This is a genomic window from Halomonas marinisediminis, from assembly GCF_004347715.1.
Lineage (GTDB): Bacteria > Pseudomonadota > Gammaproteobacteria > Pseudomonadales > Halomonadaceae > Halomonas > Halomonas icarae.
Map to the genome: position 1 here is coordinate 109,315 of NZ_SLTR01000007.1, position 18,498 is coordinate 127,812.

The following is an 18,498-nucleotide window of genomic DNA, read 5'->3' on the forward strand; positions in this document are numbered from 1 at the left end:
AGATCACATTCGATGTCCGGTCAGGCCGGGCCCGATCGCCATGGCCGCGGGCTGGGCATGCGCCGCATCCGGAATATCCACTTCGTGGGCATCGGGGGGGCCGGTATGTGCGGCATCGCCGAGGTGCTCGCCAACCAGGGCTACGTCGTCAGTGGCAGCGACCTGCGCGAGTCACCGGTGGTGGCCAGGTTGCGTGGCTGCGGAGTTCGCGTGGCCATCGGTCATGCCACCGAACATGTTGCCGGTGCCGATGTGGTGGTGGTCTCCACCGCCGTGGACGAGACCAATCCCGAGATACGCTGGGCGCAGGAGAATCGAGTGCCGGTGGTCAGGCGTGCCGAGATGCTTGCCGAGTTGATGCGCTTCCGTCATGGCATCGCGGTGGCAGGCACCCACGGCAAGACCACGACCACCAGCCTGACCGCCACGCTGCTCGGCGAGGGGGGGCTCGATCCCACCTTCGTGATCGGCGGCCGGCTGACCAGTGCCGGAACCAACGCGCGACTGGGGGAAGGCGACTACCTGGTGGCCGAGGCCGATGAATCCGACGCCTCCTTCCTGCACCTTCAGCCGCTGGTATCCATCGTTACCAATATCGATGCCGATCACATGAGTACCTACGGCGGCGATTTCGAGCGGCTCAAGGGTACCTTCATCGAGTTCCTGCACAACCTTCCCTTCTACGGGCTGGCCATCCTGTGCATCGATGACGAACATGTGCGGAGTCTGCTGGATCGCGTCAATCGCCAGTTCGTCACCTACGGTTTCAGCGAGGATGCCGACTACGGCATCGAGGGGTTCGTGCAGGCGCAGGGGGAGGTGCGTTTCACCGCTCGACGCCCCGGCGGGCTGGCGCCCCTCGAGGTGAGGCTGGCCATGCCTGGCCGTCACAATGCCCAGAATGCCCTGGCCGCCATCGCCGTGGCCAGTGATGCCGGGGTGGATGACGCTGCCATTCTGCGAGGCCTGGCCAGTTTCCAGGGAGTAGGGCGCCGCTTCCAGGTCCACGGCCACTTTCCGGTGCCCAGGGAAGAGGGCGAGCCGACCCCCGGGAAAGAGGGCGAAGTGATGCTGGTGGACGACTATGGCCACCATCCGCGTGAGGTGGAGATGGTGATTAAGGCGGTGCGTGCCGGCTGGCCAGAACGCCGCCTAGTGATGCTCTATCAGCCCCATCGCTACACTCGCACCCGTGATCTCTACGAGGATTTCGTGCGTGTGCTGGGCGATGTCGACACCCTGTTGCTGCTCGACGTCTACAGCGCCGGCGAGGCGGTGATTCCCGGTGCCGACGGACGCACCCTGGCCGGCACGATCCGCCAGCGCGGTATCGTCGACCCGATCTTCGTGCAGGAAAAGGCGGAGCTGCCCGAGCTGCTGGGGCGCGTGCTGAGGCCGGGCGATATCCTGATTACCCAGGGCGCAGGTGATATCGGCGGGATCGCCCAGGCGCTGGCCGGGTCTGCCCTGGCACTCGATAAGGTGATGCTATGACGCTGATGTCGGAACTGGGACGTGTTGCGGTGCTGTTCGGTGGCAGCTCCGCCGAGCGAGAGGTGTCCCTGAAGAGTGGGCAGGCGGTGCTTTCGGCGCTGGTCCGAGCCGGTGTCGATGCCGTCGGCTATGACCCCGTCGACGGCGGCCTGGTGGGGCTAGAGGCACTGGCCCCGGATCGCGTGTTTATCGCCCTGCATGGACGTGGCGGTGAGGATGGCACGCTGCAGGGCGCACTCGAGTTGATGGGGATTCCCTACACCGGCAGTGGTGTGCTGGGGTCGGCACTGGGTATGGACAAGCAGCGCACCAAACTGGTGTGGCAGGCGCTGGGACTACCGACGCCGGATGCCGAGATGCTGGACCCGGATGCCGACTGGCAGGCCGTGGTCAGGCGCCTGGGGTTGCCGTTGATCGTCAAGCCGGTACATGAAGGGTCGACGCTGGGGATCAGTGTGGTGGAGAGTGTCGAGGCACTGGCCACCGCCTATCAGGAGGCGGCGCAGTTTGATACGCGGGTAATGGCCGAGCGCTTCGTGCAGGGAGAGGAGTACACGGTTTCACTGCTCGGTGACGATGTGCTGCCGGCGATTCGCGTGGAGGCGGCCGGGGGCTTCTACGACTACGAGGCCAAGTACCTTTCCGACGAGACCCGCTACCACCTGCCCTGCGGATTGCAGAGCGAAGAGGAGGCCGCGCTGGGTGAGCTGTGCCGTCGGGCCTTCGTCGCGGTAGGGGGCGAGGGCTGGGGGCGCGTCGACGTGATGCGCGATGAGCATGGAGAATTTTGGCTGATCGAGGTCAATACCTCTCCGGGCATGACCGACCACAGCCTGGTTCCCCAGGCGGCGGCCCATATCGGCATCGACTTCGAGACGCTGGTGCTGCGTATCCTGGCCGCGACCCTGGAGAGTCCACCGGCATGAGTCAGCGCGGTGGCTGGCTGGGCGTGCTGCTGTTACTGGTGCTGTTCGGCGCCGGTGGCAGGGCCTTGTGGCTATGGCTCGACAGGCCCCTCGAGCGGGTGTCGATCGGCGGCGATCTGGAGCATGTCAGTGCCGACTACCTGCGTGACAGGCTGTCGCCGCTGCTGCGCGGTCATACCTGGTTGTCGGTGAATGTCGCCGAGCTGCGCGAGCAGGCGCTGGCGGTCGATTGGATCGCCGAGGCGCGAGTCAGCCGGGAGTGGCCCAACGCCCTGACCCTGGAGTTGGTGGAGCAGGTGCCGGTGGCGCGCTGGAATGACGACTCGCTGCTCAACCCTCAAGGAGAGCCCTTCGCCATCGGCTCGGTCTCCCCCCCCGGCGGCCTCCCCGATCTCGCCGGCCCGAAGGGCAGTGGTGCCGAGGTGCTCGCCTACCATGAGCGCCTCGCCACACGCTTCGCCGAGATGGGGCTCGAGCTGACCCAGCTGCGTCTGGAGCCGCGAGGCGCCTGGCGCTTCCAGCTCGATGACGGTGTCTGGGTGATGCTGGGTCGTGGTGATCGGGAGGGGAGGCTGGCGCGTCTGACCGCTGCTTGGCAACGACAGCTCGAACGACAGGCGTCGCATATTCGTTATATCGATCTGCGATATCCGAACGGGGTCGCGGTGGCATGGCATGGTGAGGACGACCCCCTCATTCAGGATGGCACGGATGAGGGGTGATCCCTTTTTCCGGTGAAACACCCATGGCGAAGGGCATGCGCCTGTTTCATTTACGACAAAAGCGCCGTATCGTGGGAGGTCTACTTGGTCCCGGGGTGGAGGAAGGTGTTTGCTTTTTCCTATAATTGTCCCCAGGTTGAATTTCGTGTTTCAGGCCCATCGAGTGGGCCAGGTTCGAGGAGACTCCCCGACTCATGGCAGGTCCATCCAACGCGTCCAATATGGTAGTCGGGCTGGATATCGGAACGTCCAAGGTGGTGGCGATCGTGGGTCAGCCCACCGATGACGGCGGCATCGAGATCGCCGGTATCGGCTCACACCCCTCTCGCGGCATGAAGAAGGGAGTGGTGATAAACATCGAATCCACGGTGCAGTCCATCCAGCGTGCCGTGGAAGAGGCGGAGCTGATGGCCGGCTGCGACATTCATTCCGTCTATGTGGGGGTCGCCGGTAGTCACATCAGCTCCATGAACTCCGACGGTGTGGTCGCGATCAAGGAGCGTGAGGTTACCCCCTCGGACATCGACCGGGTCATCGACTCGGCCCGTGCGCGAGCCATTTCCGAGGGGCAGCGAGTCTTGCATGTACTGCCTCAGGAGTTCGCCATCGATGCCCAGGGTGGCATCCGCGAGCCGCTGGGCATGTCCGGTGTGCGCCTCGAGGCCCGCGTCCATCTGGTCACCGCCGCCCTCAACGCCGTCCAGAATATCGAAAAGTGCGTGCGCCGCTGCGGCCTGGAAGTCGACGCCATTATTCTGGAGCAGCTTGCCTCCAGCATGGCGGTGCTAACCGAGGATGAGCGTGAGCTTGGCGTTTGCATGGTTGACATCGGCGGTGGCACCACCGATATCGCCGTGTTTACCGAAGGTGCGATTCGCTACACCGCGGTGATTCCCATTGCCGGAGACCAGGTCACCAACGATATCGCCATGGCGCTGCGCACCCCGACCCAACATGCCGAAGAGATCAAGGTCAAGTACGCCTGTGCGCTAACCCAGCTGGCCGCCAGCGACGAGATGATCAAGGTGCCGAGCGTCGGTGATCGCCCGGCACGGGATCTCTCCCGTCAGGCCCTGGCCGAGGTGGTCGAGCCACGTTACGAGGAGCTGTTCACCTTGATTCGTGATGAACTGCGTCGTAGCGGCTACGAGGATCTGGTGGCAGCCGGCGTGGTCTTGACCGGAGGCACCGCACGCATGGAGGGCGTGGTGGAACTGGCCGAGGAGATCTTTCATATGCCGGTGCGCATTGCCTGCCCCCAGAATGTGCGAGGGCTGGCCGATGTGGTGCGCAATCCGATTTATTCGACCGGAGTCGGTTTGTTACATTACGCTCTACAAGAGACACGCCAAGGGCACGGTCGTGAGGCACAGGGCAGCATGATGTCCGCACAGCCCCGGCGCGAGGACGCTGCTCGTCGCGGTGACAGGCAAGGTCCCTCGGCGCTGGCGAGGCTAAAGGGCTGGTTGAAAGGAAATTTCTGACAGGATCGCCGGCGGCGGTTCAGGAGACGGGGCAAATGTTCGAACTGGTAGATAGCGCACCCTCAAGCAGCGCGGTCATCAAGGTGATCGGCGTGGGCGGCGGCGGTGGCAATGCCGTCAATCATATGGTCGAGAGTAGCATCGAAGGCGTCGAGTTCATCTGCGCCAACACCGATGCCCAGGCCCTCAAGCGGGTAGCAGCCAAGACCGTGCTGCAGCTCGGCAACGAGATCACCAAGGGGTTGGGTGCGGGAGCCAATCCGGAGGTCGGGCGTCAGGCGGCGATGGAGGATCGTGAACGCATCGCCGAGCTGCTTGAGGGCGCCGACATGGTATTCATCACCGCCGGCATGGGTGGTGGCACGGGTACCGGTGGGGCGCCGGTGGTCGCTCAGGTCGCCAAGGAGCTGGGTATTCTCACCGTGGCGGTGGTGACACGGCCCTTCCCCTTCGAGGGACCCAAGCGGATGCGTGCCGCCGAGGAGGGGATGCGTGAGCTCTCCGAGCATGTCGACTCCCTGATCACCATCCCCAACGAGAAGCTGCTATCGGTGCTGGGCAAGAGTGCCAGCCTGCTGACCGCCTTCAGTGCCGCCAATGACGTGCTGCTGGGCGCGGTGCAGGGGATCGCCGAGTTGATCACCAGCCCGGGGATCATCAACGTCGACTTTGCCGATGTGCGCACCGTGATGTCCGAGATGGGCATGGCGATGATGGGTACCGGCGGCGCCACCGGCGAGAACCGAGCCCGCGAGGCAGCCGAGAAGGCCATTCGCAGCCCGCTGCTTGAGGATATCGACCTGCATGGTGCTCGCGGTATCCTGGTCAACATCACGGCGGGCCCCGACCTCTCCATCGGTGAGTTCAACGACGTGGGGGCCACCGTTCAGGAGTTCGCCTCACAGGATGCCACCATCGTGGTCGGCACCTCCATCGATATGGAGATGACCGATGAGTTGCGTGTCACCGTGGTGGCTGCCGGCCTCGATGGTCAGCCGCAGAAGGCGGCGAGCCGCGAGGGTGCCAAGCGTGTCGAGACGGGCAGCGACTATCGCCGCAGTCAGCCGGGGATTGCCTCCCGCCAGGCCGCAGCATCAGCGCCGCGGGCCGAGTCCGAGGAGGCTTCCAAGCCGCGCCCCGAGAAGCGCCGTTCCCAGGAGTTGGATGACTATCTCGATATTCCGGCATTTCTGCGTCGCCAGGCCGATTGACACAGACTATCGGAGCCATGGCATCGAACCGAACGAGCTTTCTTTGTTGAAACGCTCGTTTGGTGCTATAGTGAACGGTGTTTGATAATCCGATAACCGCCTGGCAACTGCCCATGATCAGACAACGCACCCTGAAGAACGTCATCCGCGCCACCGGCGTCGGCCTGCACTCCGGCAAGAAGGTCTACATGACCCTGCGGCCGGCGCCCGTGGATACCGGTATCGTCTTCGTGCGCACCGACCTGGACCCCGAGGTGCAGATTCCGGCACGAGCGGCACTGGTGACCGACACCACTTTATGCACCGCCCTGACCCACGACGGGGCCAAGGTCGCCACCGTTGAACACCTGATGTCGGCACTCGCTGGTCTGGGCATCGATAACGCCTATGTGGACCTCAGCGCCGCCGAAGTGCCGATCATGGATGGCAGTGCCGGTCCCTTCGTGTTCCTGATCCAGTCGGCCGGTATCAGTGAACAGAATGCCGCCAAGAAGTTCATTCGCATCAAGCGTGAGCTCACGGTGAGAGATGGCGACAAGCAGGCGACCTTCCGACCCCACAAGGGCTTCAAGGTTGGCTTTTCCATCGACTTCGATCATCCGGTGTTCGAGAGCCAGACCCAGACCGCGATGGTGGACTTCTCCACCACCTCCTTCGTCAAGGAGGTGTCTCGAGCGCGGACCTTCGGCTTTATGCGCGATCTGGAGTACCTGCGCTCCAACAACCTCGCGCTGGGCGGCAGCCTGGACAACGCCATCGTCGTCGATGACTATCGAATCGTCAACGAAGGCGGGCTGCGTTATGACGATGAGTTCGTCAAGCACAAGGTGCTCGATGCCATCGGTGACCTCTACCAGCTGGGTTATAGCCTGATCGGCGAATTCCACGGTGTGAAGTCCGGGCATGCGTTAAACAATCAGCTGTGTCGTGCCCTGATGGCTCAGCCCGATGCCTACGAGATCGTTACCTTCGAGGAAGAGAGCGAGATCGCTCCGATCTCCTTTGCGGCACCCGCAATGGCCTGACCGCACGGACTGCGTCCAGCTGTAAGCCATAAGCTTTACGCGGTAAGAGAGACGCCCCCTTGGCCTAGCCATGGGGGCGTTTCTGTTGAGGCTGTTCGCGGCTTACGGCTTACGGCTTACGGCTTACGGCTTACGGCTTACGGCTTACGGCTTACGGCTTACGGCTCGCGCTCGGCATGGGAAGCCAGGCGCTCGAGAGCGTGTCGCAGTCTCGGGTCTTCGGTGTCGGCGGCGCAGCTGGAGATCTCGTCGGCGGCATGAGCTGGCAGGTGACGCACCTGGCGTAGTGGTCTCCTGGGCGGACGCACCGGTCTGACCTTCAGAGTGAATCCGCGCACCGCCTCGAAGCCCGGCAGCTGGTGCAGCAGCTCCAGGAGTCGCGGCTGCTCATAGCGAAGTCGCGTCAGCCAGGCGGCCCCGTCGGCGATCAAGGTCAGCCGGCCATCCCGAAAGCCCCCGACGTGCAGGTGTTCACCCAGCTCCTTGGGGAGATGGGCGCGCAGGTGGGACTGGGCGAGATCGATCATTCTTGCCATTCGCATCAATGAGCCGAGCTCGCCTCGTCCGCCCAGTAGCTGGGACATGGGCTGGGCGCGAAAGCGCTTAACCTTTATACTCATGGGCTTGACTCTCTCGTCCCGCATCAGGCGGGCCAGACGATAATGCAATGGGCCGGTAGCGCCCGTCAGACTAGCACGCCGGGAGCTCCTCGACAGCATGGCCGTGACCCTCAGCCACTCGCCTGCCGTATTCGCCAGGCCCGCTCCAGCGCGGCGTCACGCCCGCTGGTGGCTGGCGGGCCTGCTGGTGGGGTGTCTGTTGCCCGCGGGCCTTGCCCAGGGAGATCTGGCCCGTCAGGCCGAGCGACTGGTGCAGGTGTGCATTCTCGCGCCCGCCATGATTCGTGCCAGCTCGCGGCTCAAGGCGCGTCGACGCAGGCGAGGGTGGTGGCCCCTGGTGCGACAATCCACCCTTTTACCGGTTGGCTCCCCGGCGGCCACTCCCGTGACAGTGGCCCAGGCAACCGCTGACCACGATGTCCTGACCCGCCGCGGCCCCCCTTTCTGCGTGGACATGCTGAATTCTTGAATATGGCCGACCGCCCCGGCGGTTGGCGCCATGCCATACGCAGATGACGGACTCTCAATGATCAATTCCCTGTTACGCAAGGTCGTCGGCTCCAAGAACGACCGTGAAGTCAAGCGCATGAGCCGCCAGGTCGAGCGCGTCAATGTTCTCGAGAGCGAGCTCGGTGGGCTCGATGATGCGGCCTTGAAGGCGCGCACCGAAGCCTTCCGCGAGCGCCTCGCCGAAGGCGAGTCACTGGATGCCCTGCTGCCCGAGGCCTTCGCCACGGTGCGAGAGGCGGGCAAGCGCGTCATGGGCATGCGCCACTTCGATGTTCAGATGATAGGCGGCATGACGCTTCACAATGGGCGCATCGCGGAGATGAAGACCGGGGAGGGCAAGACCCTGGTGGCGACCCTGGCGGTCTATCTCAATGCCCTGCCCGGCAAGGGGGTGCATGTCGTCACCGTCAACGATTACCTGGCGCGACGTGATGCCCAGTGGATGCGTCCTCTCTATGAGTATCTCGGACTCAGCGTCGGCGTCATCTATGCCGGCCAGACCCCCGAAGAGAAGCGTGCCGCCTACGCCTGCGACATCACCTACGGCACCAATAACGAGTTCGGCTTCGACTATCTGCGGGACAACATGGCCTTCTCCCTGGAGGAGAAGGTCCAGCGCGGCCTGCACTACGCCATCGTCGATGAGGTGGACTCGATCCTGATCGATGAGGCGCGCACCCCGCTGATCATCTCGGGAGCGGTGGACGAGAACACCGAGCTCTACCGGGTGGTCGACCGGCTGTCGGTGCATCTGGTTCAGGGGGAAGTCTCGGAAGACACCGACGCCCCGGTCGACGGGGACTTCACCCTGGATGAGAAGCACAAGCAGGTCGAGATCACCGAGAATGGCCACCACAAGGTCGAGGGCCTGATGCGCGAGCAGGGGCTGCTGGGCGAGGAGGACTCCCTCTATGCCGCCCAGAACCTCAATCTGCTGCAGCATATGCACTCCGCCCTGCGCGCCCGCCACCTCTACCACCGCGACGTCGACTATATCGTCAGCGAGGGCCAGGTGGTGATCGTCGACGAGCATACCGGGCGCACCATGCCCGGCCGGCGCTGGTCCGAGGGGCTGCACCAGGCGGTGGAGGCCAAGGAGGGGGTCACGGTGCAGCGCGAGAGCCAGACCCTCGCCTCCACCACCTTCCAGAACTACTTCCGCCTCTACGAGAAGCTGGCGGGCATGACGGGCACCGCCGATACCGAGGCCTTCGAGTTTCGTCAGATCTACGGCCTCGACGTGGTGGTGATTCCCACCAACAAGCCACTGGTTCGCCGGGATCTCAACGATCTGGTCTATCTCACCGCCGAGGAGAAGTTCGAGGCGATCATCGAGGACGTCAAGACCGAGACCGAGGCGGGCCGGCCGGTGCTGGTGGGTACCGCTTCCATCGAGACCTCGGAGTACCTGGCCAACCTGATGAAGCGGGCTGGCCTCGCCTTCAATGTCCTCAACGCCAAGCAGCACCAGAGCGAAGCCGAGATCATCGCCCAGGCCGGGCGCCCCGGCGCCATCACCATCGCCACCAACATGGCCGGTCGTGGTACCGATATCGTGCTCGGTGGCAACTGGGAGGCGGAGGTGGCCAAGCTCGAGAGCCCCACTGCCGCGCAGGTCGAGCAGCTCAAGACCGAGTGGCAACAGCGCCATGAAGCCGTGCTGGCGGCCGGCGGCTTGCATGTGATCGGCTCCGAGCGCCACGAGTCGCGCCGCATCGACAACCAGCTGCGCGGGCGCGCCGGTCGACAGGGCGACCCGGGCTCGACCCGCTTCTTCCTGTCACTGGAAGACAGCCTGATGCGCCTGTTCGGCTCCGACCGGGTGCAGCGCATGATGAAGGCCCTCGGCCTGGAGCACGGTGAGGCGATCGAGCACAAGATGGTCTCCAATGCGGTGGAGCGCGCCCAGAAGAAGGTCGAGAGTCGCAACTTCGATATCCGCAAGCAGCTGCTCGAGTATGACGACGTGGCCAACGATCAGCGCAGCGTGATCTACGAGCAACGCAACGAAGTGCTCGCCGCCGAACAGGTCTCTGCCGCAGTAGCGGGTATTCGCGAGGAGGTCATGGATCTCGCGATCAGCGACTATGTGCCGCCCCAGAGTCTGCCCGAGCAGTGGGACCTGGCCGGGCTCCAGGAGTACCTCAAGTCCGAGTTCAACCTGGATGTCCCCGTGGTGCAGTGGTCCGAGGAGGATGAGCGCTTCCACGAGGAACAGCTGCGCGAGCGCCTGCAGGCCCTGCACCGTGAGGCCTACGAAGAGAAGGTGGAGCAGGCCGGTAGCGAGCTGATGCGCCGCTTCGAGAAGCAGGTGATGCTGCAGGTGCTGGATACCCGCTGGAAGGAGCACCTGCAGTCCATGGATCACCTGCGCCGGGGGATCCACCTGCGCGGCTATGCGCAGAAGAACCCCAAGCAGGAGTACAAGCGTGAGGCCTTCGAGCTGTTCCAGAACCTTCTGGCCAATATCAAGGCGGACGTGACACGGATCCTGAGTCATGTGCAGGTGCGGCGGCCCGAGGAGGTCGAGGAGCTGGAGCGTCAGCGCCGCGAGGCACTGGAGCGCGAGAAGGCGACCGCGGCGAGCCGTCATGACTCGCCCGACGCCGCCATGGGTGAGCAGGAGGCGGCGGCGCCGGCATCCGAGGGGCGTCCGGTACGCCGGGAAGGTCCCAAGGTGGGGCGCAACGATCCATGCCCCTGTGGATCCGGCAAGAAGTACAAGCAGTGCTGTGGCAAGCTGAGCTGATAGCTGCCTCCGACCAACGCAACAGGAGAGAAGACGATGGCAGTGGGTGATGCGAGCTTTCCCGCGATGCCGGCAATTTCCGGCCTTCGGCTGGGAACCGCCATGGCGGGGATCAAGAAGAGCGGTCGTCGGGATCTGGTGGTGATCGAGGCCCCCGAGGGTGCCCGGGTGGCGGGTGCCTTCACCCGTAATGCCTTCTGTGCGGCGCCGGTGACGGTGGCCCGGGAGCACCTGGCTAGCGGTGAGGTGCCTCGCTATCTGCTGGTCAATACCGGTAACGCCAATGCCGGCACCGGCGAGCCGGGTCTGCGTGACGCCCGTGACTGCTGCGCCGAACTGGCCCGGCTGACCGGGGTGAGTGCCCGGTGCGTGCTGCCCTTCTCTACCGGTGTGATCGGTGAGCCACTCCCCATGGAGAGGCTGCTTGCCGGCCTGCCGGGTGCGCTCGACAGCCTCGGCGACGACGCCGAGTCCTGGTTGCGGGCCGGCGAGGGCATCCTGACGACCGACACTCGTCCCAAGGGAGCCAGTGTCACCCTCGATATCGCGGGTGACAAGGTGGTCATCAACGGAATTGCCAAGGGCTCGGGGATGATCCAGCCCAACATGGCGACCATGCTGGCCTTCGTGGCCACCGATGCTAGCCTCGATCAGTCGCTGCTCGACAGCCTGCTGCGCGAGGCCGTGGACCGCTCCTTCAACTGCATCACCGTCGATGGGGATACCTCCACCAACGACGCCTGCGTACTGATCAGCACCCAGCAAGGCCCGGTGATTGAAGGGGAGAGCGCGCTCGCCACCTTCCGTACCGGCCTGCAACACGTGATGATCGAGCTGGCTCAGGCGATCGTGCGTGACGGTGAGGGTGCCACCAAGTTCGTCACCCTCCGGGTCGATGGTGCCACCAGTCGACAGGAAGCCCTCGATGTGGCCTTTACCGTGGCCAATTCGCCCCTGGTCAAGACCGCGCTGCATGCCTCCGATGCCAACTGGGGGCGCATCCTCGCGGCGGTAGGGCGCGCTCCGGTCGCCGACTTCGATGTCTCGCGGGTAAGCATCGATCTGGGCGACGTGCGGCTGGTGGAGGGCGGGGGGCGTGCCTCGAGCTATACCGAGCAGGCCGGTAGCGCGGTAATGGCGCGCGAGGAGATCCCGATCCGCATCGCCCTCGATCGCGGCGATGAGAGTGCCACGGTGTGGAGCACCGATCTCTCCCACGACTATGTCAGCATCAACGCCGACTACCGCAGCTAGGCTGGAACACGGTCAGTGCCGTGAGATCCGGTCAGACACAGACCCCGCGCCGCCGTGCGCGGATACGTTGGAAGAGCGAATGAACGCAATGGTAAAGAGACGGGTGCATGTGGCGGCGGCGGCCATCATCAGCGCCGATGGCAGCGAGGTGCTCATAGCGCGCCGCCCCAGCAATGTCGATCATGGTGGCCTCTGGGAGTTTCCCGGCGGCAAGCTGGCGCCCTATGAAACGGGCCTGGGTGGGCTCAAGCGCGAGCTTCACGAGGAGCTGGGCATCGAGATCCGGAGAGCTCAACCCTTGATCCGCATCCACCATGAGTATCCCGACAAGCATATCCTGCTGGATGTCTGGCAGGTCCATGACTTCTCCGGTGAACCCTTCGGTCGCGAGGGCCAGGCAGTGCGCTGGGTACCCATGGAGGAGCTGGTCAATTACCCCTTCCCGGCGGCCAATCTGCCGATCCTGCGCGCGGTAATGCTGCCCACCGAGTACCTTATCACCGGCGAGGAAGAGGATGAGGCGCTGTTCGACGAGCGTCTCGAACGCGCCCTGGTGGAGGATGGGGTACGCCTGGTGCAGCTGCGCGCCAAGCAGCTGGACAGGGCTGCCTACCTGGCTCGCGCGGAATCGGCGCTGGCACGCTGCCGGCAGTACGGTGCCCGTCTGATGCTCAATACAGACCCCGAGCTGCTCGAGGCGGTGGATGCCGACGGTGTCCACCTGACCAGTGAGCGCCTGATGCAGTTGGAGCGCCGCCCCATCGCCGAGGGCAAGTGGCTCTCTGCCTCCACTCATGATCGCGAACAGCTCGTTCAGGCTGGCCGGCTCGGCTGTGACTTCGTGACCCTCTCGCCGCTGCGTACCACGCCGTCGCACCCCGATGTGCCGCCCGTGGGCTGGCATGATTTTCAGGAGCTGGTGGAGCGTGCCACCATGCCCGTCTTCGCGCTGGGCGGCATGACACGTCATGATGCCAACCATGCGCGCGCTGTCGGGGCTCAGGGGGTCGCGTCGATTCGCGACTTCTGGAAGTGATATCGTCCCCGGAGCCTTTGCCATCATGAACGACTCGCCCCGCCATCTGGCGGGGCGAGTCGTTTGGGGGGGGGGACGCTCAGCGACCCGGGGTGGCGGGGCGGTTCGCCGCCTGGCGTTGCTCCTGCCAGGCGAAGTAGAGGAACAGGACGCCCATCACCAGGTAGCCGAGGGTATAGTCTCCCGCCGCATTGATGGCGAGCTTCGGCGCGTGCATCAGCCCCACGAAGGAGAAACCCGCGGCCACGGCGGCGAAGGCGGCGGCGCGGCGGAACTGGTGGTCGATCACCGACACGGTCATGGCACCGAGGAGGATTGCCGTGAACATGGCGCCCTGGCCCAGGGGAACCACCCCACTGGAGATACCGGACACGGTTTCCTCGGCGGCGCGGTTGAAACGAGTCATCACGTAGTTGGCAAAGTAGGGCAGCATGGCCAGCGCCACCGCCGGATAGTAGCGGGTGTCGTTGGACTGGAAGGCGGTGGCGATCATCGACATGCCGACGAATACCAGGATGGGGGCGACCACCGATACCGGAATGATGGCGGCGAGGGCGGCGATCAGGCCGAACATGGTAGCCAAGGCGTAGACGGCACCGTTGAGGATGCTGTAGCCGCGGCCGGCGCCCATCCACTTGGCGCCCACCGTGGCGATATAGACGGTGGTGGGAAAGACGCCACCGAACAGGGCGCCGAACATGGTGCCCACGCCATCCACTGCCTGACATTCGCGCACATCATACTTGTCGCCGGCGGCCTCCATGGCCTCGACGTTATTCATGGTCTCGATGGCGTTGTACAGGGTGATGGGCAGCACCACGGTGAGCACCGCCAGCATGCCGGTGAACAGTAGCCCCAGTCCCTCCAGCCAGGCCAGGTTGGGCAGTAGCGGATAGAAGCCAAGATGGGTGAAGGCATCGCTGAAGCGCTCGCCACCCGCATCCCCGATCAGATAGGCCATGGCGGTCCCCACCACGATGGCGAACAGTGAGGTGGGCAGTCGCAGAGGCATCGCCACCCTGGCCACCAGGCCTACAATGATGATCGCCAGCACCAGCAGGCCGATCACCGGCATCTCCAGGGTCTTGAACAGCATCTCGCCGGCGATGAAGGTCAGCGCCACCCCCGCCACGGCGCCCAGCATGGCGGCTCGGGGTAGATGGTGCTGGACCCAGCGGCCGATCAGGCTGATGATCGCCTCGATCGCCCCGCTGATGAAGCAGGCGGCCACCGCCACCTTCCAGGCCAGTTCGGCATCGCCGGTGAGCTGCTTGGCGGGCAGCAGCACGCCGAACAAAAAGACGAACATCACCGGGGTGGAGATACCGTAGGAGAGCGCGGTGACATCGGCACGGTTCTCCTTGCGCGCCAGGCGGGCAGCGCTCCAGGCGTAGTAGAAGTTGCCGACCATCACCGCCACGGCGGCACCGGGCAGTACCTGGCCGAAGACGATCGACGCCGGGAAGTCCATGCCGAGCATGGTGATGGCGATGATCACGAAGTTGGCGATATTGTTCTGGAACAGGGCGAAGAAGGCGTCGGTGTCCTCCTTCTTGTACCAGGGGTAATGGACCGAGTGATGCACGGGGGGAGCCGCCATGGGGAAGCCTCTGGGTTATCAGATTGTTGGAACAGGGCCGAAGAGCAGTCTCGTCTGTAACTGACTGACTGGTCAAGTTCGGTCGTTCCACGGACGCCACGCGGCGCCCCGGGCCCCGGCGGCTATCGAGTCGAAGGATATCGAAGGCGCGAAGTCTACCCGAAATGCAGACGCCCGGGCAGGGCCCGGGCGTCTAGACTGGCTGAGGCGGTGTCGATCAGTTGACCGCCGCGATCGCCTTGGTCAGGTAGGGCAGGTTCTCATGGGAGAAGCCGGCCACGTTGGCGCGGCCGGAGCGCACCATGTAGATGCCGAACTCGTCGCGCAGACGGTCGACCTGTTCCGGCGTCAGGCCGGTGTAGCTGAACATGCCGCGCTGTTCGGCCACACAGGCGTACTTCTCGTCCAGGCCGTAGGGTTTGAGGGCCTCGACGAAATCCCGGCGCAGGGTATTGATGCGATCACGCATCTCGGTGAGCTCCTCACGCCAGAGTGCGGCGAGCTCTGCGGAGTGCAGGATCTCACTGACGATGGCGCCGCCATGGGACGGCGGGTTGGAGTAGTTCTCGCGGGCCACGATGGCGACCTGTGAGCGCACGTTCTCCATCTGCTCGGCGTTCCTGGCGACCATGATAAGGCAGCCGGTACGCTCGCAGTAGATGCCGAAGTTCTTGGAGCAGGAGCTGGTGATGATCACCTCATCGAGGTTCTCGGCCAGCAGGCGAACGCCGTAGGCATCCTCGTCCAGGCCCTCGCCGAAGCCCTGGTAGGCGAAGTCGATCAGTGGCAGCAGATTGCGCTCGCGAACGACTTCCAGCACCTGCTGCCACTGGTCCCGGGACAGGTCGAAACCGGTGGGGTTGTGGCAGCAGGCGTGCAGCAGCACCACGTCGCCATCCGGAATCTGCTTGAGCGCGCCGAGCATGCCGTCGAAGTCCAGCCGGTTCTCGGCATCCACATAGGGGTACTTGTGCAGCGTCAGGCCGGCGGCCGGGAAGATGCCCAGGTGGTTCGGCCAGGTCGGATCGCTGACCCAGACGTCCTTGCCGGGCAGCTGGTTGGCGATAAAGTCCGCCGCCAGCCGCAGGGCGCCGGTGCCGCCGGGCGACTGGGTCGCGCTGGCACGACCGGCCTCGAGTACCGGCGACCCCTCGCCCAGCACCATGGGCAGCACCGCCTGGCCGTACGCCGGCGCGCCGTGCGAGCCGATGTAGGTCTTGGTGGTCTCGTTCTTGAGCAGCAGGGCCTCGGCTTCCTTGACGGCGCGCATCACCGGGGTCGTGCCCTGGGCATCCTTGTAGACGCCGACGCCGAGATCGACCTTCTGAGGGTTGGTGTCCTTCTTGAAGGCCTCGATCAGACCGAGGATGGCATCCCCGGGAACCCGCTCAATGTGTTCGAACATTTATTTCGCTACCTCGTCGGTTCTGGCGGCAAGAATGAAGTCGTTGCGGTGCAGGCCCTTGATCTTGTGTGACCACCAGGTCACGGTGACCCGGCCCCATTCGGTCAGCAGGGCCGGGTGATGATTCGCCTGTTCGGCGAGCTCGCCGACACGCTGGGTGAAGGCCAGTGCCTGCTGGAAATCGGAAAAGGTAAAGACCCGCTCGAGCTTCATGATGCCATCGCGCTCGACGATCCGCCACTCGGGCAGCTCGGCGCCGAGCCTCTCGATCTCCTCTTCGGTAACCCGTGGCGCGTCGCTGCGGCAGGCCTCGCAGGCCTGTTGAGAAAGCTGGCTCATGGCGTCTCCTCCAGGAACGATGGTTCACTTCGCAAGGTCGTGCACCAGCGCCAGGCCGTCAAGCCGCGCGGTGCGAGACCCAGTCGCGCACATCGGCATAGGGGTAGCCCTCGAGGGCGCCGAATCCCGGCAGCTGCCTGGCCTTGATCCGGGTGAAAAGAGGGGTGGTGATGCCGCATAGAAAGCGTGCCAGCAGGTCCGGCGTCACGGGGTGATCGTCCCCCTGATCGACCAGGCGTTGACGGAGCTCGCCGAGCAGCGCGTCTGGCTGGCGGGTCGACAGCGGTTCACGCTCGGGCCCCTGGGGGAGTCGCGCGGGTTGGCCACGGCATGCCGAACAGTGGCCGCAATGCTCGGGGGTCCGGCCATCGCCGAACCACTCGGCCAGGCGACGGCTCAGGCAGCGCTCGCTCTCGAAGAGTTCGAGCATGGCATGCAGGCGGGCGATCTCGGTGGTTTCCTTGTCGCGAAAGTCGTCATGGAGCTCGTTGGTCAGCGCCTGGGGGTCTATATCGGGACTCAGTACCTCGAAGACCTCGGTAAGCTGGCGGCTCTGCAGCTCGAGCCAGCCCTTGTCGACGAAGTAGTCAAGCGCGGTGATGACCCGGCTGCGGGTGGTATCCAGGTCGCGCTCCCGGCCCAGCGCCTCCAGGCGGGTGAAGTCCAGGTCGTGCCAGGTGCGGGCCTTGTGGGAAGCATCGAGGATCGCCTGTACGAAGGCCTGGCGCTCGCCCTGGAAGCGGGCCACCAGGTTCTCGGGCTCGCACAGCAGCTTGAAACGGTAGTCGGCGAAATAGGCGTGTCGTGGGCGAATGATGCCACGCAGTTCAAGTTGTACCAGCAGGGTCTTGAGCGGTAGCGGTCGTATATTGGCGTGTTGGGAGAGGGTGTTGAGCGTCAGCTCCCAGCAAGGCCCCGCACCCTGCAGCTCATCGATGACGCGGCGGATGCCGTGATGCTCCGGGGTGTCTCCGTAAACGAAGGTCTCCAGCACCCCCAGGGTGTCGTGACCGGCCAGCATCAGGCAGCTGGAGGGCCTGCCGTCGCGTCCGGCTCGGCCGATCTCCTGACTGTAGTTCTCGATCGACTTGGGCAGGTCGAAGTGCACGACCGCACGGATGTCGGCCTTGTCGATGCCCATGCCGAAGGCGATGGTGGCGACGATGCAGTCATTGTGGCCGGACATGAAGTCGCGCTGGATCGCCTGGCGTTTCTCGGCATCCAGGCCGGCGTGGTAGGCGGTGGCGCTGATGCCGGCCTTGCCCAGATAGGCGGCCAGGCGCTCGGCGGTCTGTTGCAGGGTGACGTAGATGATGGTGGGGAAGGGCGAGCCGTCGCCGCGTTGTTGCTGCACGCGTTGTTGCTGCAGCCAGCTCGCCAGCGCCCGAGGGCGCGAATCCGCGGGGACCGGGGCCACCGTCAGGTCCAGGTTCTCGCGATAGAAGCCGGTTGCGGTGACGTCGCCTGCCGCGATGGCGAAGCGTTCGCACATGTCATCGATCACCCTGGGGGTGGCCGTGGCAGTGAGCAGCAGTGCCTGGGGAATCGCGAACTCCCGCTGGTAGTCGGGCAGCTTGAGGTAGTCGGGACGAAAGTTGTGGCCCCATTCGGAGATACAGTGCGCCTCGTCGACCACCATCAACGATATCGGCACTCGGCGAATGAAGGCGCGGAAGCGTTCGTTCTTGAGGCGCTCCACCGAGATCATCAGGATGCGTATCTCGCCACGCTCGACTGCTGCCATCACCGCCGCGGCCTCATCGCGGCTCTGCCCCGAGTCGATGCTGGCAGCGGCAATGCCATAACGGTTCAGGAAGGCAAGCTGGTCCTGCATCAGTGCCAGCAGTGGCGAGATCACCAGGGTAAGATGGGGCAGGTGCAGAGCGGGAAGCTGATAGCAGAGCGACTTTCCCGAGCCGGTGGGGAAGATGGCCGCCGCCGATCGGCCGCCCAACACGGCCTCGATCACTGGCCGCTGGCCGGGACGAAAATCGTCGTAGCCGAAGACTTGCCGGAGTGTTTGCTGGACCATTGAGTGCCACTCCCTGCGAGTGCTGACGGGCCGCCAAGTATAGCCTCCCGGCAGGCGCTTCGTCCCCTCGACCACTGCGGAAAGCTTCTCA

General features: G+C 64.7%; 15 protein-coding genes. 10 read left to right on the forward strand and 5 right to left on the reverse strand.

The features are described from left to right. Nucleotides 1-12: 12 nt before the first annotated feature. The 6 genes from murC to lpxC all read left to right on the forward strand — a co-directional run bounded on the left by murC (nt 13) and on the right by lpxC (nt 6,862). Nucleotides 13-1,494, forward strand: a complete 1,482-nt coding sequence (gene murC, locus E0702_RS07370; protein WP_132042456.1) for a UDP-N-acetylmuramate--L-alanine ligase — start codon at nt 13-15, stop codon at nt 1,492-1,494. Next, nucleotides 1,491-2,420 carry a D-alanine--D-alanine ligase gene (locus tag E0702_RS07375; RefSeq protein ID WP_132042376.1) on the forward strand — a complete coding sequence of 310 codons (930 nt, stop codon included), beginning with the start codon at nt 1,491-1,493 and terminating at the stop codon, nt 2,418-2,420. Before murC ends, E0702_RS07375 begins: the two co-directional genes overlap by 4 nt. After that, on the forward strand, nt 2,417-3,142 hold the full coding sequence (locus tag E0702_RS07380; RefSeq protein ID WP_132042378.1) for a cell division protein FtsQ/DivIB: 726 nt from the start codon (nt 2,417-2,419) through the stop codon (nt 3,140-3,142). The genes E0702_RS07375 and E0702_RS07380 overlap by 4 nt, the downstream gene beginning before the upstream one ends. A gap of 194 nt (nt 3,143-3,336) precedes the next feature. Beyond that, nucleotides 3,337-4,626: a cell division protein FtsA gene (gene ftsA / locus E0702_RS07385; protein WP_132042380.1), complete on the forward strand. Its 1,290-nt coding sequence runs from the start codon at nt 3,337-3,339 to the stop codon at nt 4,624-4,626. A gap of 35 nt (nt 4,627-4,661) precedes the next feature. Beyond that, complete coding sequence (gene ftsZ, locus E0702_RS07390; RefSeq protein ID WP_132042382.1) at nt 4,662-5,837, forward strand: cell division protein FtsZ; 1,176 nt, start codon at nt 4,662-4,664, stop codon at nt 5,835-5,837. 113 nt (nt 5,838-5,950) lie between these two features. After that, complete coding sequence (gene lpxC, locus E0702_RS07395; RefSeq protein WP_132042384.1) at nt 5,951-6,862, forward strand: UDP-3-O-acyl-N-acetylglucosamine deacetylase; 912 nt, start codon at nt 5,951-5,953, stop codon at nt 6,860-6,862. A gap of 158 nt (nt 6,863-7,020) precedes the next feature. Here the strand turns inward: lpxC and E0702_RS07400 are convergent, their stop codons facing one another. Continuing rightward, entirely contained in the window at nt 7,021-7,482 is a 462-nt protein-coding gene (locus tag E0702_RS07400) for a DUF721 domain-containing protein (protein WP_132042386.1), read from the reverse strand. A gap of 97 nt (nt 7,483-7,579) precedes the next feature. Here E0702_RS07400 and E0702_RS07405 point away from each other — a divergent pair, with 97 nt between their 5' ends. The 4 genes from E0702_RS07405 to E0702_RS07420 all read left to right on the forward strand — a co-directional run bounded on the left by E0702_RS07405 (nt 7,580) and on the right by E0702_RS07420 (nt 13,031). Next, the gene (locus E0702_RS07405) at nt 7,580-7,951 is read left to right on the forward strand and encodes a hypothetical protein (RefSeq protein ID WP_132042388.1); all 372 of its coding nucleotides are present in this window, start codon (nt 7,580-7,582) and stop codon (nt 7,949-7,951) included. 57 nt (nt 7,952-8,008) lie between these two features. Then, a complete protein-coding gene (secA, locus tag E0702_RS07410) occupies nt 8,009-10,741 on the forward strand; it encodes a preprotein translocase subunit SecA (RefSeq protein ID WP_132042390.1) in 2,733 nt (910 codons plus the stop codon). A 36-nt stretch (nt 10,742-10,777) separates the two neighbouring features. Then, entirely contained in the window at nt 10,778-11,995 is a 1,218-nt protein-coding gene (gene argJ, locus E0702_RS07415; protein WP_132042392.1) for a bifunctional glutamate N-acetyltransferase/amino-acid acetyltransferase ArgJ, read from the forward strand. Nucleotides 11,996-12,083: 88 nt separating this feature from the next. Further along, a complete protein-coding gene (locus E0702_RS07420; RefSeq protein ID WP_132042458.1) occupies nt 12,084-13,031 on the forward strand; it encodes a Nudix family hydrolase in 948 nt (315 codons plus the stop codon). A 79-nt stretch (nt 13,032-13,110) separates the two neighbouring features. Here the strand turns inward: E0702_RS07420 and E0702_RS07425 are convergent, their stop codons facing one another. From E0702_RS07425 to E0702_RS07440, 4 genes are all read right to left on the reverse strand, one after another. Beyond that, nucleotides 13,111-14,631, reverse strand: coding sequence for an NCS2 family permease (locus E0702_RS07425; protein ID WP_132042394.1), 1,521 nt, complete (start codon nt 14,629-14,631; stop codon nt 13,111-13,113). Between the two features lie 217 nt (nt 14,632-14,848). After that, complete coding sequence (locus E0702_RS07430; RefSeq protein ID WP_132042396.1) at nt 14,849-16,036, reverse strand: amino acid aminotransferase; 1,188 nt, start codon at nt 16,034-16,036, stop codon at nt 14,849-14,851. Beyond that, complete coding sequence (locus E0702_RS07435; RefSeq protein ID WP_132042398.1) at nt 16,037-16,375, reverse strand: 4a-hydroxytetrahydrobiopterin dehydratase; 339 nt, start codon at nt 16,373-16,375, stop codon at nt 16,037-16,039. It lies immediately after the preceding gene. A gap of 58 nt (nt 16,376-16,433) precedes the next feature. Next, nucleotides 16,434-18,407, reverse strand: coding sequence for a RecQ family ATP-dependent DNA helicase (locus tag E0702_RS07440; RefSeq protein ID WP_132042400.1), 1,974 nt, complete (start codon nt 18,405-18,407; stop codon nt 16,434-16,436). Nucleotides 18,408-18,498 lie beyond the last annotated feature (91 nt).